Raw genomic sequence first — 20,415 nt, forward strand, 5'->3', positions numbered from 1 at the left:
TGAATCAAGGAAGCCTGCTCCGATCGATATTCAGATCGGAGGTAATGACCTACAGCAGGCCTACGAGATTGCGCAGGCCACAGCCGCGAAACTAAAGAAACTCAACTCGGTCAACGATGTTCTTATTCCTCAAGATCTCAACTATCCGGGTTTGGAGCTGAATATCAGCCGCGTTCAGGCCGGACTTCTAGGGATTTCGCCCAGAAACATTGTTGACAATGTAATCACTGCACTCACCTCGGACGGCATGATCGCCCCGAGTTTCTGGGTCGATCCAAAGACGGGTAACAGCTATATGTTGACCGTGCAGTACCCCGAGTCACAGATCAAAACCATGACCGACTTCAAGCAGATCCCCCTCCGATCGCCAAATGGCTTGAATACGACGCCGCTGCAATCGGGCGCCGACATCAAGCAGATCAATACACCAACAGAAGTGGACCACTATCAACTACGCCGCGAGTTCGATATCTACGTCATGCCGAAGAAGGAAGATCTCAGCCGGGTGAATGAGCAGGTAGAAACCATCGTCGGGCAGATCCAAAAACCGAATGGGGTCACTGTCAAGGTACGAGGTTCTATTCGAGACATGGAACAGTCTTTCCACAGCTTTGGTATCGGGCTCATCCTGGCGGTGGTCTTGGTCTACCTCATCTTAATGGCGCAGTTTGCATCTCTTTCGGATCCGTTCGTCATCCTGCTGGCAGTGCCCCCTGGCCTGTCAGGAGTGCTGATCTTTCTGTTGCTCACGGGAACCACCTTGAATGTGATGTCCCTGATGGGTGTCGTCATGATGACGGGTATTGCTGTCTCAGACAGCATCCTGATTGTGGAATTCGTTGGAACTCTCCGACACGAGGGAATGGCTTTGAAACAAGCTTTGACGGAAGCCTGCAAAGTACGGCTGCGGCCGATTCTGATGACCACCATGGCCACGATTCTGGGGCTTATTCCAATGGCTCTTGCGCTTGAACCCGGCAGCGAGCAGTATGCACCGCTGGCCCGCGCCATCCTTGGAGGCCTGACAGTATCGGGTCTTGTCACCGTCTTTTTAGTTCCAACAGCGTACTTGCTCATTCATCGGAAAGAAGAGCACTCAACAGCGGAAGGTGAGGCTTAGCCATGAGAGCGAATCATAAGATCAGCATTGCATTTCTTCCAATCGTTTGGATCGGTCTCCGGACGCTTGCACAGAGTCCGCCGCCCACTCTGCCAAATGCCCCAGATGCGCAATTGCTTCTCGTCGCATCCGCTCAGTCGGCACCAACCGGTGCGTCGCCGGTGGCTGCAGCGACAGAAGGAACTCCAACTCTCCTTACGCGTCCAGAAGCTGAAAAGATCGCATTGGCGAACAACCCGCGCATTCACATCAGCCAATTGATCGCCAGAGTTCAGCATCAGGCGGTTCGGGAACGTCGAGCAGATGAACTTCCCAATATGAACGGAAACCTTACCGCAGTCGAGGCGAACGATGGAAGCAGAATCTCCAGCGGTTCTCTTACGGCCTCGCGACTTCTTGTCCATGCCGGGATGGGTGTTCAGGTCAGTCAGCTGATAACGGACTTTGGGCGCACGCCGAATCTCGTCGCTGCGGCCAAGTTACAAGAGAGGGCACGCCTAGCCGATGCCGAAGCGAGCCGAGAAGATATTGATCTTGCGACTGATCAAGTCTTCTACGCGGTCATCGAAGCTCAGGAGACTTTGAAGGTTGCAACTCAGACCGTCTCCGCGCGGCAGACTCTTACCGATCAGGTAAGTGCTCTCACGTCATCCAAGTTGAGGTCGGATCTGGATCTGAGCTTCGCTCAGGTCAATCTGTCCCAAGCAATGCTGCTGCAGCTCAACGCACAGAACGATCTCGACTCGGCAAAGGCAGTTCTGAGCGCCGTGCTGGGCTACGACAAACAGATGAACTTTCAGCTTGTTGATGATGCTGGCCCTCTGCCTTCCCTTCCCCCAGACCCCGATGTCCTGATCGCAGACGCGATTCAAAATCGACCCGATCTTCAATCGTTAAAGTTCAATGAACAGGCCGCACAGAAGTTCAGCAAGGCGCAGCATGAGCAGTTGCTTCCGACCATCAGTGCTCTTGGAGTCGTGGGCGGCACTCCTGCCGGCTCTTCTCAATACTTCACTACCGACTGGTATGGTGCGGTGGGCGGCAACGTAAGCATTCCAATCTTCAGTGGATTCCGGTTGACGGCACAAGCCTCCGAAGCTGCCCTTCAGGCACAATCAGCCTCGGAACAGACGCGCGCGCTCCGAAATCAGGTTGTGAGTGATGTCCGAGCCGCATGGCTCAATGCCAATACCGCCGTGCAACGCGTGACAGTGACGACTGAACTGCTCAAGCAGGCCAACACAGCGCTAGATCTGGCAAAGACGAGGTATGACCTTGGACTAAGCTCGATTGTCGAATTGAGCCAAGCTGAACTGCAACAGACAGAAGCGGCCATCGGCAACGCCAACGCGCGATCCCAATACAACTTCGCGATCTCAACAATTCGCTTCCAGACGGGAGTGCAGCCATGATTGAAAACTTCAAACTACATGTATTTCGCGTTGTTGCCGACACACTCAACTTCAGCAAAGCCGCCGAGGAACTGCATCTTTCTCAACCTGCTGTCACATCCCAAGTGCGGAGTCTGGAAGAAGGTCTCGGTATCGCACTCTTCGATCGAGTGGGGCGGAACGCAACACTGACTCCCGCCGGTACGACTCTTCTCCCCTACGTGCGTCAGATTGAAACCCTGACATGCGATGCCTTAGCAGCCCTCGCTCCGTTTGGAGTGCAAGAAGGCGTTGAGTTGAATATCGGAGCTTCTCACACCATCGGTGTCTATCTTTTACCCAAGCTGCTGCCAATGCTTGTACGCGACTGGCCTAAGCTGCGCATCCACGTCGTGAGCGGAAGCACTACCGAGATTCTAAGTGCTTTGGCGACGCATCAGGTATCAATCGGTCTGATCGAAGCTCCTGGGCATCGACCCGATCTCAAGATTGAGGCGTTTTCGGAGGACGAACTCAGTCTGATTCTTCCTCCCTCTCATCGATGGGCAAAGAAGACGACTCTCCGTGCGGCGGAAATTGTGCAGGAGCCGATTCTTTTGCGGGAATCGGGTTCGGGAATGCGTCGATTCGTCGAAGAATACCTGGAGAAAAATGGGGTTCTCAGCCAACAACTGCACACGAATGTCGATATGAATTCGACGGAGGCAATTATCTCAGCGGTTGAGGCGGGTCTCGGTATCGGTTTTGTTCCTGTGATGGCGCTTGATAAGGCCAAACTGGCCGACAGCATCAAGATCGTCTCCCTTGAAAATGGGCCAATCAGAAGGCAACTCAGCTTCGCGCTGCTCGGTGGTCCCGTCAGGGAAGGTCCGCTTCAGGACCTGATCGGGTTGCTGCGGCTCGTAAGCCCGTCAGCGAAGAACAAGACCAGAAGAGCCGCGAAGGCGGTCGGTAAGTCGACATGAGTGTCCTTCTGTTCACTGCGTTGCTCTTTGGAGCTTCCCTGCTTGCAGGCCTCCTCGGTGCGCTCACTGGACTGGGTGGCGGAGTCGTCATCGTGCCCGTTTTGGTTCTCCTGTTCAAGGTTGATCTCCGATACGCCATCGGTGCGTCGCTCATCTCGGTGATCGCCACATCCTCAGGTGCGGCGGCGGCCTATGTTAGCGAGGGATTATCGAACATACGCATCGGAATGTTCCTGGAGATAGCGACAACCCTTGGCGCTCTCCTCGGAGCGTATCTTACCGCAAGGATATCTAGTCACTCGATCGCAGTCGTCTTCGGCATTGTGCTGCTTTACTCGGCTTATGCATCTTATCGCGGCCGGTTCCAGGACGTGCAGATGACGAGAAGGGATCCCCTGGCGGTCAGACTCAAGCTCTGCGGGACCTATTCCTCGTTGTCGAAGCCGGAGCGATACAGTGCCCGGCGCGTCCCTCTGGGCTTTGGCATCATGTTTGGCGCAGGGACACTCTCTGGTCTGCTTGGGATAGGGTCAGGTGCGGTCAAGGTCCTGGCAATGGACCAGACGATGGGCCTTCCCTTCAAGATCTCGACCACCACGAGCAACTTCATGATCGGGGTGACGGCTGCCGCAAGCGCGGGTATCTATCTCGCCAAAGGATACATCGACGCCGGTATTGCGATGCCGGTAATGCTTGGCGTGCTTGTCGGATCGCTCCTTGGCTCAAAGCTCTTGGTCAGGGCGCACGTAGCGACCCTAAAAGTAACTTTTTGTCTCGTCATCCTCGTCTTGGGACTGGAAATGATCTTCAGCGGTGTGACAGGGAGGATATGAATGCAGGTATTCACGGACAAGCAAATGGACCTCGCCATCGGCAAGCTGCTTCGGTTTGGAGCCATCTTTTCGGCTGTTCTCGTATCTCTCGGTGGTGTCCTCTATCTACAACACCCCTTGAGGTCTGCGCCTAAATACAACCATTTTCTCGCGGAGAGTACTTCGCTTCAAGGTGTCGCCGGAGTGCTGCGCGGTGCAGTGCATCTTGATGCCAACAGTGTCATCCAACTCGGGCTTTTATTTCTCATTGCAACACCCGTGGCACGAGTTGCATTTTGTATCGTGGGCTTCGCGCGCCAGAAGGACCATCTCTACATCGTCATCAGTTCATCCGTACTTGTGATTTTGATCTATAGCTTGATTCAAGGAGGGCGCTAATGCCCACTATCGGCAAGAGTTCGGCGATCCGGCTTGACTCCATCATTTTTGCAACGGATTTCTCACCTGCATCGCAGAACGCAGGCTTGTACGCTTCAGCCGTTTCTGTCCATTTCGGCACCGGTCTCGTGATAGCCCACGCCTTCACTCTAGTCCAAGCGGCACTCGAAGTGGAAGCCGAGAAACCGCTTGCGAGCCAACAAAGAACCACTCTTAAACATGAACTGGCACTGACGGCGGAGATACTCGATTCAGGCAAAGGAACAACGGAATATGTTCTTGTTGATGGCGATCCGCGCAAAGTAATTCCTGTACTAGCGCAACGTAGAAGCCCTGCGCTGATCGTATTGGGCACACATGGCGGCGGATCGATCGATCGCTTCGTTCTAGGTTCGACCGCCGAAGGAATCCTGCGTCATTCCAGTGGACCGGCACTCACGGTGGGTCCGAACGTGAACATCCTTCGAGCGGGAGCTCTTAATATTCGGCGAATCCTCTATGCTACCGACTGCACTGCCGAAGCGGCTCATGCGGCCCCGGTCGCCGTGGCGCTGGCCGACGCATTCGCCGCTGAACTCGATGTGCTGAATGTCGTCCGCTCTCGGGAGATCGATCATCCTGAGCAACTTCGTCGGCTTCAGGAGCACTTTTACGGGGCGGTCGACGCAATCATGCCGCATAACGCGGGACAGGTTTGCGAGCCGCATACTTTCGTCAGTGTGGGACAACCGTATACCGAGATTCTGAATCACGTCAGTGAACGAGAGATCGACTTGCTGGTTCTAGGGCTCAGGAGAAACACGCATCTCGGCATGCAAAACCGGACTTCTGGGGTATTTCCCATCATCGTTAGAGCCAAGTGCCCTGTTATAACGGTTGCTTCTGGTTCAACCTATCAACCATGACCTGCGTCCCTCGATTGCCCCTTTGCCGCCAGTTCCCGCTTCTAAACACCGGTTAGTTTTGTACGAACCTATCCCCTTTGTCGTGGGGGTGCATATTTCTCGTTTTTTGTGATTTGCAATAACTTTCGCGGTGAGCGCATTTCGCGTCGGCTCTTCTCCTAGATGAACTAAATTGAACTGCTTAAAGCCTTCGTTTCTTTTACAATTTTTGAGTTTCGTGTGGGAGTGTTCCAATGGACGCTCAGTTTAGGAAACTCGCCGGGGAATTCATTCAATGCTGGACACAACTTCCTATTGTGTTGCTTGCGTTCACGGTGGTTGCACTCGGTCTCCATGCGAAGTTATCTCTCTACGAACCTGCATCCCCCGTAGTATTGCTGGCGATGACTAAGCTGTCCGTTGGCGATAGTTCCGCTAAGGCAATCCTGCCTCAACGAAAGCGGTCGATAAGGGCGAATGCAATCGAGACGGCCGCGGCTCTACTATTTTTCTTGACGTTCCAATCTGCGTCCGCTGACTTGCGACATAACCACCAGAGAGGCTTTGCTCGGGCTGGCTTTCTGCTCCGCCATCATTACGCATTCTTGTTCTTCCGGCCGCCTCCATCCCCTTCCTTTGCTTAGCCCTCTTGCCCGGTATTTGGGCATAGTTGCTGGCCAGAGCCGGACTGCTTTCCGCATCCGGTTCCGAAAGGAAATCTCGAGTTATCTCGAGCGATCTCCGGAGAGACCCAATGAACTTTCTAGGAATATTACTGACGCTCTCGATAGTCACTGCGCTCTTTGGTTCTTACTGCGCAACGAGGAATGCCAACAACACGAAAGACACTAAGGTGGATGGCAGGGATCGCTCCAAGACCCCCCACCTTCACTTCGTGGACAGAAAGCAGTTTGCTGACTTGTATGAATGGGATTCGCATCAGGTTCTGTTCCGACTTCAGGATTCTCAAGCAGTCAAAGAAAAGGGCGACACGTCGCCGCAACGGGTGGGCATTACGCTACGCGAGTTGGAAAAATGTATCCCTTGGGTACCGGGTGACAGCAAGATCTACATTTGCAGCCCGGACGGATTCGGACCCTCCTTGCTGAAAGAGGTAGGCGCGCTACACACAGACCGGGACCTTTTCCTCATAGAAGGCCTCCCTCACGATTTGAGCTCGATCAGAATGGTGGCGTCATGAACTCCGTGAATCCTACTAGTCCGAACAATTCTGCCGATAAGTTCGCGCGCCTAAGGGTACTTTTGGTTGAACCAGATTCGGAGGTGCTTGCGGCTCGGTCTTTGCTGCTATTCAGATTCAACTACACCGTTGCCCAGCCAGCAGCTATCGCGAAATCTTTGGTTTGCGCAGCGAAATAGGATTCCGTCTTGCAGTTCTGAATGACAGCTTGGGAGAACTGGCTCTTCGCGCCGCCGCTGAGTTCGTCAGGAGGCAGTGGCCCTCTGCGCGCATCCTCATCTTGGGAAACGCACGGGCGGCGCTGGAAGACTATCTTTACGATGAGGCTGTGAGCCATCGGATTCAGTCAAAAGAGCTTCTCGATACGCTCGCAAGACTCAGCGAAGACTCTTGGAGTCTGAGGTCTAGACTCCTTGGGTTCCGTGCCGGAGCCTCTGTCCGAGAACAACCCTAAGAAAACAGCTCATTCCAAGTGAGTCGAAGAGGTGTGAGATATACCGCAAGAGCTAAGAATCCAAAGATGATCATGAGAGTTTCGTCTTGATTCTATTGGCTTGCATATAGGCCGTCGAATAACTGGTCAAGACGCTCCTTATTTGAGGAGCAACGGCCAAGACTCACCTTGTTTATGGAGGCATCGAATTGCTCGAACGCTGACAATCAATACCTGCAACTTAGTTTTCAGTTGCGGAGATATATCTATGAGGAACAATGTCTCTAGAAAAGCAGTTTTAGACCCCATTCTCAGACGAGGGCTTCTGCTAACAATCCTCGTATTGTTTGGATGTGCGTCCGGGAATGCGCAACGAAGCGTTCCCCTTTTAAAGTCGGAGCCTTTGCAGCCCTTGCCGGCCGGTGTTACTTTGCCAGTGCAATTGACGAGGACGCTCCGTGCCGGCAAAGTATCAGCCGGAAGCAAGTTCGTTGCGAAGACGACGCAGCGAGTGCCCGTGGGGGAACACCTTTATCTCAAGCGGGGTGCTGCGTTGTACGGCGAGGTCGTCACATCAATTGCGGGCGATGGGACCACCTCACAATCATCGGCACTAACCATTCAATTCACCTTGTTGCGTTACGGAAGGCAGAGCATTCCGGTGAGAACGAAGGCTGTTGCAATCGCCAACTTTACAGATGTAGACGATACATTTCTACCTGCCACGGGCGGCCCCGACCGCGGAAACGCAAGTGAGGCAAGCTGGACTACCAGGCAGGTGGGAGGAGATGAGGTATCCAGATCGGGTTGGGTTGGAAATGTTTGTGATGAAAGAATGCGGAAGGTCGGGTACGCGGATTACTACGGAGTGTATAGTCTGCCAGCCACGTCGACTATCAAAGGCGAACCTTCGTTTCCTCACGCGATGGGGGTCTTCTCCACCACGGCGACGGGCCTGTATGGTTTTGATGAGGGAACTTCATTGCAGTCCGCTGGGGGGACGATTACGTTGACTCGGGCAGCGAAAAAGCTTCTAGTGCGGAACGGAGATAATTTGTTGCTTGAAGTATTGGTTTCGCGGTAGATCATCTCGCAGCACCGTTCGAATATGCGACTTATACGCTCAGTGTCTCAAAACATCGGAATCGCATCATCAAAATGGGGAGCGCATGGCGCTCTAACCGGCTTGCATGTTTCTTCCATGCTTGGCTATTGCTTGATTTGGTTTGCTATCGTCTGATGGTCGGACGCCAATGCATCGGCTTCCTCTGCCGCCCGTGCAAAGCTTTGAGCGAACTCTTTGCAGTGTTGCAATAGTCCAAGTTTCGATGGTACCCAGATCGTGCCATTTGCGTAAGCGGTGGCGAGATCCTCATGCTCTGCTGCCTCTTTGCGTAGATGGGTTGCTTCTCCGCGGTAGTAGTCAGCGATCCTCAAATGATCCTCGCGCGTCTTGGCGGTTGCGATCAGACTCTTGATTTCCCTGTGTGAGAGTTTCTTGTGGATAGCAGGGGGCGTCGTGTTTGTCCCTGTCTGTCCAGATGCGAAGGTCATGAAAAGCAGACCGAAGATGATGACCGCTATAGTGCCAAAGTTCCATGCGAATCTGCGGTTGTTGGGTCTCATTTATTCCTCCTAGATGCGTTGCTTCTCTCTTTCTCAATGCATCTTGAACCAGCCCACGCCCTTGATGTCGTTCCACGAGTTTGTTTGGTGACACTTAAAACATTCGCTTAGTTTGGCATCTTTCTGCCCTGTCACCCCCTGATCCATCATGGTGAAGTGACCCATAAGATGGCTTGGCGGCGGCTTATGACACTCGTTACACAGTGTCGAACGCGGCGAAGGGTGTTGATATCCGGCTACAGTCCATTCGGTCGTGGCGTGGCACTGAACGCAGTCAGTACCGAAGTAGGCAAAGTGAGGATCTTGGTTGGAATGACAGGAAGCGCAGTTGAGAGACGCTTCCTTCGCGCCTGCCAGGGGATAGACCGAACTCTTATGACCGGGTTGTGTAAGCACGCCCAGCCATACTTTCAGCTTGTGTTCAGCTTCCAGATCGCCGGAGGCTCCGCGCCGCAGCTGCTTTAGGCTGATCGTGCTGAAGGCCTCATGATCCATCGTCGCAGCCCGGGCCGCAAGCCCTTGGTGTTCGATGTGACACGAGCTGCAAGCCCCTACGTTGGCGTGAAATGCAGTGGGCTGACGTTGCAGCAACTCAGTGTCGTTAGCATGACAGAGAATGCACTTCGTCGCAGACACTCCAGACGAAGAAGTGTGACATGCAGCGCAGTTATTCTCCAGCGAAGCATGTCCACTGGAAAGTTTTCCCGGCTCTACCCACCGCTCCCAACCCAGCTTGTTGGTTGCAGCATGTGGCCCAAACGTCACATATAGAACCGCAACCACCGAGAGAGTGATGAGGATCGTGATGAGTTTGCTCATGCGAGCCACCGCAAGCCGAAGTGGATTCCGGAGACGATATGCAGTGCAAGCAAGAGGTAGAGCAGGACAGAGAGGACGATGTGCAGCTTCAGAGACCGGCTGAACCAGAGTTTGAATAGATCGTCCGTGCGGATTGCGTACTCCAGGTCGGCCACGCTTTCTGCAGTGCGGATTACTTCACCCGCTGGGCCGCTGAATGACAGCCTAATACCTACCGACGCGAGGCCCGCCGCCATGACCGGTTCTCTCGGAAGACCTTTCAACTCGGCTGGAGAGTTTTCGAGCACTCCCCAGGCACTATCAAGGTCACCTCTGGCCGTCTGTAGAAGAAGCAATTTGTCTTGAATATCTTGGTTGACGTAGGTGAGCAGATAACGAACCACAAACCCACTCACGACGACGAGCAGCATCACCGCCGTCAGCCAGATTCCAAGCAAACTGTCGAACTTGTGACCGGTGTGAATGATCGCCAGGACGGGACCGAAGATGCCCGAGTAAACATGGGCGGCAAGTAAGGTCTGCATTGAAACATGCTGCGTGATTCGATTATGGATAAAAGGAATTCGCTTAACGATGGGGTATGCGAGCGGGACGAGCATGAGTACGGCACCCGCTATTCCGAAGGCAACGCCTGCTTCGCTTCCTGCGAAGCGCGGTGAGCGATGGAAGAGAAAACCGAGCCAGGTCACAAGTAAGACGCAGGCTGTTCCGCTGACGACAATACGCTCGCGCTCCTTCATGGCTAAGCCGCCACCGCGACATCGCTTTTGGGCTTTGCTTGGCAGGCGAGAATAATGTTCGTGGCTTTGTCGTTGGCATCAAGAGCGTCCTGGACTTCCATGTCGACGTCCCCTGAGGTCATCTTAACCTTGCAGATGCCGCACGTTCCGACACGGCAAGAGAATTCGATCCCGATGCCGAGTTCTTCCGAGAGTTCCAGAATGCTCTGCCTGGGTGGGCTATCGCCTACCTTGAGATCCATCCGAACTTTGGCCGACTTGCTGTTCTTCGAAAACGTGACCAAAGGGCCTGTCGCAGGAGCAGTCGGTTTGGCGGTGGTCCCCGCGATCGCCGGGATAGGCTTGACTGCACCGAATGTCTCCGTCTTCAGGTGATCCGAAGGAATCCCAAGCTCAGCAAATATGGCCTTGACCGAGTCCATCATCGCTGGCGGCCCGCACAGGTGACATCTCCGCGAGGCAAGATCGGGAACCAACTGCGTGAGCCATTCCTTCGTGATGCGGCCGCGCGCCCCCTTCCAGTCTGTCCCGTCCGGCTTGGACATTGTGACCGTGACGTGCAACTTCGGGTTGAGGCGCTGGAGCACGGGTATTTTGTCCGCGAAAATGAAATCGGCCGGGGTACGACAGCTATAAATAAAAAAGATGTCTCCAGGCCATGAGCGCTCCGTAAGGTAACGAGAGATGCTCATCATTGGCGTGATACCCACGCCACCAGATAGAAGAACGATGCTGTCAGCTTCCTTTCCGGTAAAGGTGAACTTTCCGACAGGGCCTCCTGATTCGATCAGGTCCCCCACCTTGAGAAGGTCATCTATGTGACGGGAAACCGCGCCCCGTGGTTCGCGACGAATGGTGAGGTCGACGAATTCGCGCTCATTCGGTGAAGAAGAGATGGAGTACGAGCGGTTCATCTTCGCACCCCCGATCCAGAAGGCGACGTTGAGGAACTGACCCGGTACGAACGTAAAAGGGAGGAAGCGGTCGTCGGACGAAGGCAGCAACCGGAAGGTCTTCACGGTTGGCGTCTCCATGACAATGCTTCCTACGCGAAGCTGCCCTCGCCAGTTCGCAGTGACTGCTGATGCCAAGGTCGCTCCCAAAACGACCGGCGGTCTGGCGGTCGAGACCGGGGACTCTCCTGTCGCAGGCGGGGCTGGCAACCTATTCCCTGTACTTGGGTGTTCTCCACCCGGAATGGAACCGGGGGATGACTTCTCGGGCGATGTAGCCGCTGCGTTAGGTGTTGAGGTCGCGGGCGTGACAGGCGAGTTCGGCTCGGCAGGCAGTGACGCAGGGGGAGCAGGCCCTTTCGGTCCAGAAGACGGCGGTGTCCCTCCGGGCGGGTTGGACGATCCGTCCGATGGCGGCCTGTTGTCAGGGTCGAACCTCCCGAAAAGTGCCGCTGCTCTGCGCATTTTATTGAAATACATCCAGATCATCGCGACCGCAAAGGCCGTCAGCGCGATCATGATGAACCAGTGGAACGGCGATAGGCCGGGCTGTAAACCGTCTTGATCGGGCAAATTGAGTTCTCCGCGAAACCAGCGCAAGGCGACGACCTGCGGGTTCTGGTTTTCCTGCAAGGCACGTTCGGCAGCTAGGCCGCTCTGAAACGAATCCATGCCTTCTCGCATGTGAGCGGAGGCCGACTGCATCGCGGGATAGTCATTTGCAGCGGTCGAATTTGCGAGTTGATCGAGACCTTTGGCTAATATATCGGTGCCCTGCGTCATGCGGTCGCGTGCTAGCTGTTCAACCCGCGCGCGTTCGGGCGGAGACAGAGGCGGCAGCGCCATCAGTGCTGGGAACAAGGGATTGTTAGTCGCGGCCCCACAACAGGCAGGCTGCATCATCTTGACCATCTCCGCAGGACCCATCGCCATCCCTCCTACAACTGCTGGAGGCACAGCACTCAGCGGTGTGGTGGGGCTATTGACGACAGGAACCGAATTGTTGGGCATTGCCGATGCCGGTTGTGCGCTTTGCGCTGGATTGGCAGTCATGCCCGACGTAGGTTGCGCGTTTGGATCAGCGACCGGTGGCGCTTGATGGTGGCTTGCGTGTTCTGCCGCTGACATCTGTCCCGATGCGGGTTGGTTCGCAACGCAGAGGAATAAAAGCCCAACAAGTACGGATCGCGGAGCAATGAGCGCGGCCATTCAACCCACCTTCCTCACATTCGGATCTGAATTGTGAGCTAAAAGAATAGTCTCTAGCTTCAGTGCGAGGGGCTAGGCTGCATTCCCATGCCGTCTCCGTGGCCCGGCATGGGATGGGCTTTGTGGTTACAGCACCCAGCTGGTCCGACCGTCATCTGGTCAACAACGCTCGATACACCGTTGACTTGGCGGGCCACCATCATAGCTTTATCTTTAGTTGCTTGAGAGTCTACAGTTCCGGTCAACGTTACAACCTTGTTTTGCGTTTGGGCGTCGAGCGCCATCGGACCGACTGTCTCGTCCGCTGCAAGCTTGGCCTTCACGTCGGAATTGACAGTGGCATCTGTTGCCGCAGAGACCGCGCCGCCCCCTGGGGTGCTCTTGGCCGACTGCGACTCCACGGGCGAACTCTTGGTATTGCAGCCAGCGAGGACGACCATCAACAAACCCGGAAATACCAAACTAAAGATCTTCATCATTCCTCCTAACAATTTGAAGCTGAGAAGACGAAAACCGTTTCTTACTCCATCTTCATCGGTGCGGTTTCAGCGGACTTTTGCATCTTGCTCTTCGGATTCATCGGCGAAGACATTGACTTGATCGCTTCGGCCTGTTGATCTGCCGTTAGCACCGCCGAACTCGCGGAGACGGAATGAATGAACGCTATCTGTTCATCCGCATTCAGCTTTGCGATCTCCCACACCTTCCCGTCGATCTGTGCCGACACGGGCTGTTCCGCGCTAGTAAGTTGCCACAGCTCCTGCTGCGCTTGAGCGACTTGCATTTCCGTAGTTGACTGATGCTTCAGAGCGCTCGACTTAATCATTTCCAGGCTCATCTTCTGGTCGGGCGTCAAGTTGAGATGCTTGGCGTGATCGAGAAAGAAGTCTTTAGCTCCCACGTGAAGGAGAGGGGAGGCTTCTGTAGTCGTCGCTCCAGACATGTCTTTAGCGTTTTTCGATGGCATGCTGCCGCCGGACATGCCACCCATCTTGTCGCCTGCCATTCCACCTGCCTTGGGCATTGGTTTGCCCATGCTCATACCGCAGCATCCCGAGCCGCGCATAGGCTTTGCATCCCCGCTCTTCATCGCACCTCCAGTGGGCGCCATAGCGCTCATCTCTCCGCTGTCATCTTTCATGGGAGCCATCGGCGGCGTTGCAGCACCTGAAGAGATGCCGCCCATTTCACCTGAGTCATCTCCCTTTCCCATTGCTGGGTTCGCCGAATTCATAGTGCTCTTCGACGGGTTGGTCTTCTTCACTCTGCTTTGCTGCAGCGCGACCTGAAGTTGGGCTACCTGTTGCTTTAGCTGCGTAATCTGGGCTTGCGTATCTTGGGGTTGAACCGCCGCGTCCGCTCGTGTCTGAGCTGGAGCGGGCTGGGCGGATGGCATCGGCATTTGCCCGACAGCAGCGAGGGGGCTGAGCGCAAGTGCGGAGTAGAGTGCGAGGTTCGCGATTGCATTCGCAATGTTCTTTGCATAGTGAGTAGTAATGTACATATGTTTCCTCGCTTCATGACGCGGTTGGCTAAACGTTAGTGTCGCCAAGTTTAAGGGTGAAGAACGACAAAGTCTGTGACGCCCGTCACGGCAACTGCGGGCACTTCTTCCTCATCAGTCAGAGGCCTAGAGACGTTACGGATGAGAACTGCTTGCCGTATTAGTCATCTCGATTCTGGTGACCGTGATGGATTTCCCATCCGGTGCGAGATAGCCGGTTAGTTTCACATGATGTCCAGCATGTTCTTTGAGGTCGCTGAAGTCCTGATTGCTGATGTCCTCTACGCGTCCCTTTGTAAGCAGCACAAGCTTCTCGCCGGCCTTGACGCAGTTGAGGATGCAGTCATGTCCCATGGAACTGCGCGTTCCTTTGCACATGGCCGTTGTGATCTCTCCGGTCCATGTTTCCTGTTTCCCCTGCGCTTGCTGAGAGGCATCTCTTTGAGATGGAGACTGCGAGGAGAGGAACGGCATTTGCCCATCAGAGCGGATTGCGTTCAACGCAAGTCCGGAAAAGACGGCCAGGACAGCCATCACGCTCACGGCGTTCGAAGCGTACTTAATACGGATGGACATGTGGAACCTCGTGTAGCGAGGCGAACGCGGGGAGACCGCCAGGCCAGCGATCATTTGACGTAGAATGTATTTGGGCCGGAATGCCAAGCCTGAGCGAAAGAGCACAGACTGTACAACGTCGGCGGAACCATTATCATCTAACGAAGGCTACTTACGGTTTGATGTGTAGTTTGGGCATACTGTTGTACACGCTGACCATTAACCTAAAGGTTGCATGAAGATTCGATCCGCGATCTCGCTTGCTTTGGTCTTGGTATTCACCGCCGTGAACGCGTTTGGTCTTGCCTGCGAAACGTCCTGTGAGTTAGGGACAGCGCCTGGATATCATCATCATCACGGTGTACATGCCGATGTGGCAGCTACGGCCGCTGCCTCTTCGATGGATCCGACGATGGATATGTCTTCAATGCCGGATCAAACTCAAGTGAGCACGCAAACCGCTCATTTATCGAGCGAAAACGGCAATTGTGTTTGCCCTCTTTCACGCTCCGAATGCAAGCTGGATCACGCCTCAGCGAACAGCCCAGCGATTCCCTATCAACTTCTCTCTCCGATTTCCGCTCTTCCCGCTCCACATCCAATGATTAGCTGCCCGATAGTAAACGCGCGCCCGCCCGATAGGGCTGCGGCAGGCGTACAGTGGCAGGTCCATCGAATGCCTACAATCCTCCGTATCTGATTTACCTCCTCGTTTAGAACCGCCTTATCGGTGTGACCTCGGACGTCTTGGCCGTGCAATCGCGCGCGCTTTGAGACGCCCGTCACTGGTCATTCACGTTCAACTCTCCGCTTTCTACGAGGATTCCAATGAGTAACAGGCGCAATTTTCTTCAAAGTGCTTTTGCCTTAGGGGCAGGGCTGACTACGGCACCAGAGTTATTTGGAGTTGACCACCGCGCGATGGCCAATTCCCACAAATCTGGAATGTCTGCGGAACATCCAGTTCGGATCAATACTCCCGACGTTGCGGATCTCCCGTACACCATGGACAACGGGGTCAAGGTATTTCGGTTGATTGCGGAACCCGTCAAGCAGGAAATCATGCCCGGCAAAGTGATTGACCTATGGGGCTATAACGGCTCCGCTCCGGGACCGACCATTCAGGCAGTCGAGGGCGACAGAGTGCGCATCCTCTTCGAAAATCATCTGCCCGAAGCAACGGCAGTCCATTGGCATGGCTTTGAAATCTCTGAAGCGATGGACGGCGTACCTGGCATTGGACAGTTACCGGTTCAACCCGGCGGGAAGTTTACGTATGAGTTCACTCTCAATCAGAATGGAACATTTTTCTATCACTCGCACATGGCAATGCAGGAAATGATCGGCATGATCGGCGCGTTCATCCTGCATCCGAAAGAGGCTTATTCGCCGGCTGTGGCAAGCGATAGCGTCATCATTCTTCAGGAATATGCCGTATTGCCGAACAACACGGTGCCGAACAGTATGAACATGGAATACAACTGGCTGGCCTTCAATGGCAAGGTTGCACCAGCAATCACTCCGATCGTGGTCCGTCTAGGGGATCGCGTGCGGGTCCGTCTGATCAATCTTGGCATGGATCATCACCCGATCCATCTGCACGGCAATACCTTCTGGATTACCGGGCACGAAGGCGCGCGCCAGCCGGAGCATATCTGGCCGAGGCGAAACACGGTGCTGGTCGGTGTGGCACAGGCGCAGGATATCGAGTTTGACGCAAAGTATCCCGGGTCGTGGATGCTGCATTGCCATATGCCGCACCACATGATGAATCAGATGTCCTCCAACGTCGGTAAGTTGACGCGGTCACGGGGCATGCAGGCTGGCGAGGACATGGAGTCAGGAATGGGAATGCTGACAGGCTCCGGAAATGCGACTTCTGGTGATCGCGGTCCGAGTTTGGGACGTGGCATGGGAGTTGGCAATACGTCCGAAAATGCGACTCCGAACGGACCTCAGAGTCCCATGCCCGGAATGAAACAGAAGCCTGACATGGGAGGCATGCAAATGACGCCGGAAGGCTTGCCCGCGAACGCCAATAAAGTTCCTGGATTTCCGCAAGACGCCTATATGGAAGGACCGCAAATGGCGATGGACAAGATGGTTGAGAAGCCGGAGACCATCGGTCTGCCCGAAGGATGGAGCGGGTATATGGGCGGCATGATGACGCTCATTCGCGTCATGCCACCCGATCAGTACGACCGCTACTTGGATCTCAAGAAAAAGCAGACACCAGACACAATGAAAAACATGCCCGGGATGGGAGGCAAAAATGGTCTATAAGACACGTCAACTCTTACTGGCGAGCACGTTATTGATTCCCACACTGACGTTCGCGCAGAGTCCAGCTCCATCATCACCAGACATGCAGAATATGCCTGGAATGCAAATGCCAGCGGACCAAAAGCCTCCCGCAACTCAACCACACGACATGCAGACTATGCCGGACATGAAGATGAACAAAGAAATGCCTGATATGCAAATGGACGACCAGGGCATGAAGTCTCAGATGCAAGGTCCAACCCTCAAACTCAGCGACCTGGAACAGATGGCGCTCAGTCGAAATCCAACAATATCGCAAGCCAACGCTAATTTGCGGGCGGCCGAGGGAGCGAAGAGACAGGCTGGGCTATATCCAAATCCGACCGCAGGATATTACGGCGATGAAATTCGTGGTGGATCGTATCACTCGGGAAAACAAGGCGCTTTCGTAAACCAGACCATCGTATTCGGCGGAAAACTTGGCGCTGCGCGGCGGACTGCGGAGCAGGATAGGCTTCTAGCTCTCACCGGTATCGACTCACAACGTTATCGTGTTTTGACCGATGTGCGAACCCTTTATTACGAAGCGCTCACGGCACAACGGCTGGTTTCCCTTCGGCGGCAATTGCTGATCCTAGCCAACGATGCCGTACAGACCTCCTACCAGTTGGGCAACGTGGGACAGGCAGACCGTCCCGACGTTCTCCAGTCTGAGGTCGAAGGTGACCAAGCGAAGCTCGACCTGGAATCCGCCCAACAAGATCAACAATCGGTGTGGCGCACCTTAGGTGCCGTGGTTGGCAATCCCGATCTTCCGATGAGTCCGCTGGAAGGAAATCTCGAAGACATTCCTCAGCTCAATGAGCAGGAGTGGATGACTAAACTCTTGAGCGAAAGCCCGCAGGTGAAATCCGCTCAGCAAGACGCCGAACGCGCGAAAGCTTCTCTTGTTGAAGCAAAGAAGGTTTCGATTCCCGACCTGCAGATCAGCGCCAACGTCTCGCAGGACAATGAACCCCTGGAGCCAACAACACATAGGGTCGGAATTGTGAGCGGTGCTCAGATAGGGATGCAACTGCCGATCTTCAACCACAACCAGGGCAATGTTGAAAGGGCGAAGGCTGACATCGAACGCAGTCAACAGGAAGTTCAACGGGTACAGCTTGAACTCCGCAGGCAGATGAGCACAATTTTCCGTGACTATGGTATGGCGCGAACCAGTGCTGAACGTTATCGCACGAGCATGTTACCGCGAGCACAGAAGGCATATGACCTGTACAAGACAAGCTATGAAAATATGGCAGCGGCTTATCCCCAGGTCTTGATCTCACAGAGAACGCTCTTTCAATTGCAGGTGGACTATATCCGGGCTCTGGAAACTGTCTGGATGAACGCCACGGCTATACAGGGATACACGCTGTCCGATGGACTGTCAGCACCCAGCCCCCTCAGTGGTGGAATTCCACCACGACCATGAACAACCCCACTCCATCCCTACCGACCCAAAGCCCTAACGCTACAGCGAGGTAATAATCAATGGCGAAGAAACTAACCCTGATCGCTCTCCTCGTTGGGCTGGTCGTAGTCTGCATTTACGCTTCCGTTACGGTCCGTCGTGGCTTTTCAACTCGCGACAGCCCTTCAACAGTCGAGGCTTTCGTGGCGCAGAGAACTCGCGATATGGCGATTCCCGCGAAAGCACGCCGGATGAACAATCCAGTGAGCGCCTCGCCGGAAGTATATGCCGATGCACGCGCCCACTTTGCGGATCATTGCGCGCAATGCCACGCAAATAACGGCGGCGGTGACACCCCGATCGGACGGAACCTCTATCCAAAGCCGCCTGATATGCGACTCGCCCAAACGCAGAATATGAGTGACGGTGAGTTGTACTACACGATTCAATACGGGATTCGTATGTCGGGTATGCCAGCCTTCGGCGAACCTGTCGACAATGACCAAGACACATGGAAACTTGTCACGTTTATCCGTCACTTACCGAAGCTTTCAGAACAGGAAGAGACAGAAATGCAGCACCTCAATCCAAAGACTCCCGATGAGATACAGGAGGAGAAAGACGAAGAGAACTTTTTGAAGGGCGATGCTAATTCAGCTACGCCGGCAACCACAATGCACCATCACTAATACACGGAGAAGACACATGAAAAAGGTACTCGCAACTCTCTTCACGATCGTGCTCATGGTAAGCAGCGCCTACGCGCACAATGGCATGGAACATGTCATGGGAACCGTTGCAAGCGTCACTGACAACTCAATCACGGTGACCACTAAGGACGGAAAGTCGCAGACCATAGCTACGACAGCCGATACAAAGTACACCAGGATGGACAAGGTGATCGCCATGAAAGACATCAAAGCTGGCGACCAAATCGTCATTCACGCCACGAAGAAGGGGGATCAACTCACCGCCGCTGAAGTAAAGGTGGGAGCAATGAAGATGAACGGCATGTCGGGTGATATGGGCGGCATGAAGATGGATCACGACAACGGAACGACTCCTCCGAAATAAGCGATTGCTCGGTGGCCTGTGGCTAAACTCTTATAGGGCTAATGACACAGGCCTGCCGAGATCGAGACCAATTGCCGCATCAAAGCAATACAGATGTTCTTCGAGAGCGTCTCTGACGGTTGGTTTCCGACGCAGGAAGGAGTCAATATGACTACCGATGAAGTGAAAGGAATGCCGGAACAATCAACCGATTCGTTGGAGCGCATTACAACGCAACACGCAAAGTTTCTAGGCTTCCTATCTGCGCGCGTAGAAGATAAGGCGGCTGCTGAAGACATCCTGCAGTCGGCGTACCTGAAGGCCATGGAACATAGCTCCGAAATCCGCGAAGCTGAGAGCTCAGTCGCGTGGTTCTATCGCATTCTTCGCAATGCGATCACAGATCACTACCGGAGAGGCGGGGCACGTTCCAGAGCTTATGAAGCTTTCACCGTGGAAGCGCCTATGAGTTATGAGCCGGAGCTTACAAATACGGTTTGTGCCTGTATAGGAGATGTGATTCACGATCTCAAAAACGAATACCGCACCGCGATTGAACAAGTTGACCTCCGTGGTGTCACCGTACAGGCCTTTGCACAGTCTCAGCAGGTTTCTGCCAACAATGCTTCGGTACGCCTGCACCGAGCGAGGAAAGCCGTCGCAAAGATGCTGACAACGGTGTGCGGTGCCTGTGCCGAGCACAAATGTCTCGATTGCACTTGTCGTCGAAGCCAACTGTAAGACTGTGCCTGCTCCTGCGTCAGCAGCAGTACAGGAACGAGGAGGCGATATGTGCTGCTGCTCTAAACAGAACAAAGATATGAAAGATCCAGCTAGTGGGATGACAATTGAGCCGTCGAAGCGGCTCGCAACTGATCCGGTCTGCGGCATGGAGGTTGATCCTGCCAGCGCAGCAACCGCGGAGCACAAGGGAACGAAGTTTTATTTCTGCTGCCAAGGCTGCGCGATGAAGTTTCGAGCTGAACCAGACAACTTCCACAGCAGGCAGGAGGCCCCCCTATGCAAGTGCTAG

Annotated in this window: 23 protein-coding genes; 16 read left to right on the forward strand and 7 right to left on the reverse strand. The window is 54.4% G+C overall.

Annotated elements, in window-relative coordinates:
- From RBB81_RS00005 to RBB81_RS00040, 8 genes are all read left to right on the forward strand, one after another.
- Window positions 1-1,120, forward strand: a 1,120-nt coding sequence (locus RBB81_RS00005) for an efflux RND transporter permease subunit (protein WP_353070689.1), incomplete at its 5' end; no start/stop codon positions are given.
- A gap of 2 nt (window positions 1,121-1,122) precedes the next feature.
- Window positions 1,123-2,532, forward strand: a complete 1,410-nt coding sequence (locus RBB81_RS00010; protein WP_353070690.1) for a TolC family protein — start codon at window positions 1,123-1,125, stop codon at window positions 2,530-2,532.
- Window positions 2,529-3,476 carry a LysR family transcriptional regulator gene (locus tag RBB81_RS00015; RefSeq protein ID WP_353070691.1) on the forward strand — a complete coding sequence of 316 codons (948 nt, stop codon included), beginning with the start codon at window positions 2,529-2,531 and terminating at the stop codon, window positions 3,474-3,476. Before RBB81_RS00010 ends, RBB81_RS00015 begins: the two co-directional genes overlap by 4 nt.
- A complete protein-coding gene (locus tag RBB81_RS00020; RefSeq protein ID WP_353070692.1) occupies window positions 3,473-4,309 on the forward strand; it encodes a sulfite exporter TauE/SafE family protein in 837 nt (278 codons plus the stop codon). The genes RBB81_RS00015 and RBB81_RS00020 overlap by 4 nt, the downstream gene beginning before the upstream one ends.
- 24 nt (window positions 4,310-4,333) lie before the next feature.
- A complete protein-coding gene (locus RBB81_RS00025; RefSeq protein ID WP_353070693.1) occupies window positions 4,334-4,687 on the forward strand; it encodes a DUF1634 domain-containing protein in 354 nt (117 codons plus the stop codon).
- Window positions 4,687-5,592 carry a universal stress protein gene (locus tag RBB81_RS00030; protein ID WP_353070694.1) on the forward strand — a complete coding sequence of 302 codons (906 nt, stop codon included), beginning with the start codon at window positions 4,687-4,689 and terminating at the stop codon, window positions 5,590-5,592. Before RBB81_RS00025 ends, RBB81_RS00030 begins: the two co-directional genes overlap by 1 nt.
- Window positions 5,593-6,325: 733 nt before the next feature.
- Entirely contained in the window at window positions 6,326-6,772 is a 447-nt protein-coding gene (locus RBB81_RS00035; RefSeq protein WP_353070695.1) for a hypothetical protein, read from the forward strand.
- Between the two features lie 875 nt (window positions 6,773-7,647).
- Window positions 7,648-8,289 carry a hypothetical protein gene (locus tag RBB81_RS00040; protein ID WP_353070696.1) on the forward strand — a complete coding sequence of 214 codons (642 nt, stop codon included), beginning with the start codon at window positions 7,648-7,650 and terminating at the stop codon, window positions 8,287-8,289.
- Between the two features lie 125 nt (window positions 8,290-8,414).
- Here the strand turns inward: RBB81_RS00040 and RBB81_RS00045 are convergent, their stop codons facing one another.
- Genes RBB81_RS00045 through RBB81_RS00060 form a run of 4 tightly spaced genes read right to left on the reverse strand, consistent with a single transcriptional unit; the run spans window position 8,415 to window position 11,424 of the window.
- Window positions 8,415-8,831: a hypothetical protein gene (locus RBB81_RS00045; protein ID WP_353070697.1), complete on the reverse strand. Its 417-nt coding sequence runs from the start codon at window positions 8,829-8,831 to the stop codon at window positions 8,415-8,417.
- A 33-nt stretch (window positions 8,832-8,864) separates the two neighbouring features.
- Window positions 8,865-9,650: a hypothetical protein gene (locus RBB81_RS00050; protein ID WP_353070698.1), complete on the reverse strand. Its 786-nt coding sequence runs from the start codon at window positions 9,648-9,650 to the stop codon at window positions 8,865-8,867.
- The gene (locus RBB81_RS00055) at window positions 9,647-10,390 is read right to left on the reverse strand and encodes a hypothetical protein (RefSeq protein WP_353070699.1); all 744 of its coding nucleotides are present in this window, start codon (window positions 10,388-10,390) and stop codon (window positions 9,647-9,649) included. Before RBB81_RS00055 ends, RBB81_RS00050 begins: the two co-directional genes overlap by 4 nt.
- A 2-nt stretch (window positions 10,391-10,392) precedes the next feature.
- Window positions 10,393-11,424, reverse strand: coding sequence for a 2Fe-2S iron-sulfur cluster-binding protein (locus RBB81_RS00060; RefSeq protein WP_353070700.1), 1,032 nt, complete (start codon window positions 11,422-11,424; stop codon window positions 10,393-10,395).
- On the opposite strand from RBB81_RS00060, the gene RBB81_RS00065 reads away from it, so the two are divergent.
- Together RBB81_RS00065 and RBB81_RS00070 are read left to right on the forward strand one after the other, a co-directional pair.
- A complete protein-coding gene (locus tag RBB81_RS00065) occupies window positions 11,423-11,908 on the forward strand; it encodes a hypothetical protein (RefSeq protein WP_353070701.1) in 486 nt (161 codons plus the stop codon). The genes RBB81_RS00060 and RBB81_RS00065 overlap by 2 nt on opposite strands.
- A gap of 300 nt (window positions 11,909-12,208) precedes the next feature.
- Window positions 12,209-12,442 (forward strand): hypothetical protein, encoded by a 234-nt coding sequence (locus RBB81_RS00070; protein WP_353070702.1) that lies wholly within the window; start codon window positions 12,209-12,211, stop codon window positions 12,440-12,442.
- A 169-nt stretch (window positions 12,443-12,611) separates the two neighbouring features.
- Here the strand turns inward: RBB81_RS00070 and RBB81_RS00075 are convergent, their stop codons facing one another.
- From RBB81_RS00075 to RBB81_RS00085, 3 genes are all read right to left on the reverse strand, one after another.
- Window positions 12,612-13,031, reverse strand: a complete 420-nt coding sequence (locus RBB81_RS00075; RefSeq protein ID WP_353070703.1) for a BON domain-containing protein — start codon at window positions 13,029-13,031, stop codon at window positions 12,612-12,614.
- A 41-nt stretch (window positions 13,032-13,072) separates the two neighbouring features.
- A complete protein-coding gene (locus tag RBB81_RS00080) occupies window positions 13,073-14,056 on the reverse strand; it encodes a hypothetical protein (RefSeq protein ID WP_353070704.1) in 984 nt (327 codons plus the stop codon).
- A 135-nt stretch (window positions 14,057-14,191) separates the two neighbouring features.
- Window positions 14,192-14,632 carry a hypothetical protein gene (locus RBB81_RS00085; protein WP_353070705.1) on the reverse strand — a complete coding sequence of 147 codons (441 nt, stop codon included), beginning with the start codon at window positions 14,630-14,632 and terminating at the stop codon, window positions 14,192-14,194.
- A gap of 807 nt (window positions 14,633-15,439) precedes the next feature.
- Between RBB81_RS00085 and RBB81_RS00090 the strand changes: the two genes are divergently transcribed.
- The 6 genes from RBB81_RS00090 to RBB81_RS00115 all read left to right on the forward strand — a co-directional run bounded on the left by RBB81_RS00090 (window position 15,440) and on the right by RBB81_RS00115 (window position 20,415).
- On the forward strand, window positions 15,440-16,894 hold the full coding sequence (locus tag RBB81_RS00090; protein ID WP_353070706.1) for a multicopper oxidase family protein: 1,455 nt from the start codon (window positions 15,440-15,442) through the stop codon (window positions 16,892-16,894).
- Window positions 16,884-18,350, forward strand: a complete 1,467-nt coding sequence (locus RBB81_RS00095) for a TolC family protein (RefSeq protein WP_353070707.1) — start codon at window positions 16,884-16,886, stop codon at window positions 18,348-18,350. Before RBB81_RS00090 ends, RBB81_RS00095 begins: the two co-directional genes overlap by 11 nt.
- Before the next feature lie 59 nt (window positions 18,351-18,409).
- Window positions 18,410-19,018: a c-type cytochrome gene (locus RBB81_RS00100; RefSeq protein WP_353070708.1), complete on the forward strand. Its 609-nt coding sequence runs from the start codon at window positions 18,410-18,412 to the stop codon at window positions 19,016-19,018.
- A gap of 16 nt (window positions 19,019-19,034) precedes the next feature.
- Window positions 19,035-19,403, forward strand: a complete 369-nt coding sequence (locus RBB81_RS00105; RefSeq protein WP_353070709.1) for a DUF5666 domain-containing protein — start codon at window positions 19,035-19,037, stop codon at window positions 19,401-19,403.
- 147 nt (window positions 19,404-19,550) lie between these two features.
- Complete coding sequence (locus RBB81_RS00110; RefSeq protein ID WP_353070710.1) at window positions 19,551-20,123, forward strand: RNA polymerase sigma factor; 573 nt, start codon at window positions 19,551-19,553, stop codon at window positions 20,121-20,123.
- A gap of 148 nt (window positions 20,124-20,271) precedes the next feature.
- Window positions 20,272-20,415 carry a YHS domain-containing protein gene (locus tag RBB81_RS00115; RefSeq protein WP_353070802.1) on the forward strand — a complete coding sequence of 48 codons (144 nt, stop codon included), beginning with the start codon at window positions 20,272-20,274 and terminating at the stop codon, window positions 20,413-20,415.

The organism is Tunturibacter gelidoferens, assembly GCF_040358255.1.
GTDB classification, from domain to species: domain Bacteria; phylum Acidobacteriota; class Terriglobia; order Terriglobales; family Acidobacteriaceae; genus Edaphobacter; species Edaphobacter gelidiferens.

Bases quoted from the DNA above. Each gene is read 5' to 3' on its own strand.
- RBB81_RS00010 (WP_353070690.1), top strand. From the start codon at position 1,123: ATGAGAGCGAATCATAAGATCAGCATTGCATTTCTTCCAATCGTTTGG.
- RBB81_RS00015 (WP_353070691.1), top strand. From the start codon at position 2,529: ATGATTGAAAACTTCAAACTACATGTATTTCGCGTTGTTGCCGACACA.
- RBB81_RS00020 (WP_353070692.1), top strand. From the start codon at position 3,473: ATGAGTGTCCTTCTGTTCACTGCGTTGCTCTTTGGAGCTTCCCTGCTT.
- RBB81_RS00025 (WP_353070693.1), top strand. From the start codon at position 4,334: ATGGACCTCGCCATCGGCAAGCTGCTTCGGTTTGGAGCCATCTTTTCG.
- RBB81_RS00030 (WP_353070694.1), top strand. From the start codon at position 4,687: ATGCCCACTATCGGCAAGAGTTCGGCGATCCGGCTTGACTCCATCATT.
- RBB81_RS00035 (WP_353070695.1), top strand. From the start codon at position 6,326: ATGAACTTTCTAGGAATATTACTGACGCTCTCGATAGTCACTGCGCTC.
- RBB81_RS00045 (WP_353070697.1), bottom strand. From the start codon at position 8,831: ATGAGACCCAACAACCGCAGATTCGCATGGAACTTTGGCACTATAGCG.
- RBB81_RS00050 (WP_353070698.1), bottom strand. From the start codon at position 9,650: ATGAGCAAACTCATCACGATCCTCATCACTCTCTCGGTGGTTGCGGTT.
- RBB81_RS00055 (WP_353070699.1), bottom strand. From the start codon at position 10,390: ATGAAGGAGCGCGAGCGTATTGTCGTCAGCGGAACAGCCTGCGTCTTA.
- RBB81_RS00065 (WP_353070701.1), top strand. From the start codon at position 11,423: ATGACAATGCTTCCTACGCGAAGCTGCCCTCGCCAGTTCGCAGTGACT.
- RBB81_RS00060 (WP_353070700.1), bottom strand. From the start codon at position 11,424: ATGGAGACGCCAACCGTGAAGACCTTCCGGTTGCTGCCTTCGTCCGAC.
- RBB81_RS00075 (WP_353070703.1), bottom strand. From the start codon at position 13,031: ATGATGAAGATCTTTAGTTTGGTATTTCCGGGTTTGTTGATGGTCGTC.
- RBB81_RS00080 (WP_353070704.1), bottom strand. From the start codon at position 14,056: ATGTACATTACTACTCACTATGCAAAGAACATTGCGAATGCAATCGCG.
- RBB81_RS00085 (WP_353070705.1), bottom strand. From the start codon at position 14,632: ATGTCCATCCGTATTAAGTACGCTTCGAACGCCGTGAGCGTGATGGCT.
- RBB81_RS00090 (WP_353070706.1), top strand. From the start codon at position 15,440: ATGAGTAACAGGCGCAATTTTCTTCAAAGTGCTTTTGCCTTAGGGGCA.
- RBB81_RS00095 (WP_353070707.1), top strand. From the start codon at position 16,884: ATGGTCTATAAGACACGTCAACTCTTACTGGCGAGCACGTTATTGATT.
- RBB81_RS00100 (WP_353070708.1), top strand. From the start codon at position 18,410: ATGGCGAAGAAACTAACCCTGATCGCTCTCCTCGTTGGGCTGGTCGTA.
- RBB81_RS00105 (WP_353070709.1), top strand. From the start codon at position 19,035: ATGAAAAAGGTACTCGCAACTCTCTTCACGATCGTGCTCATGGTAAGC.
- RBB81_RS00110 (WP_353070710.1), top strand. From the start codon at position 19,551: ATGACTACCGATGAAGTGAAAGGAATGCCGGAACAATCAACCGATTCG.
- RBB81_RS00115 (WP_353070802.1), top strand. From the start codon at position 20,272: ATGGAGGTTGATCCTGCCAGCGCAGCAACCGCGGAGCACAAGGGAACG.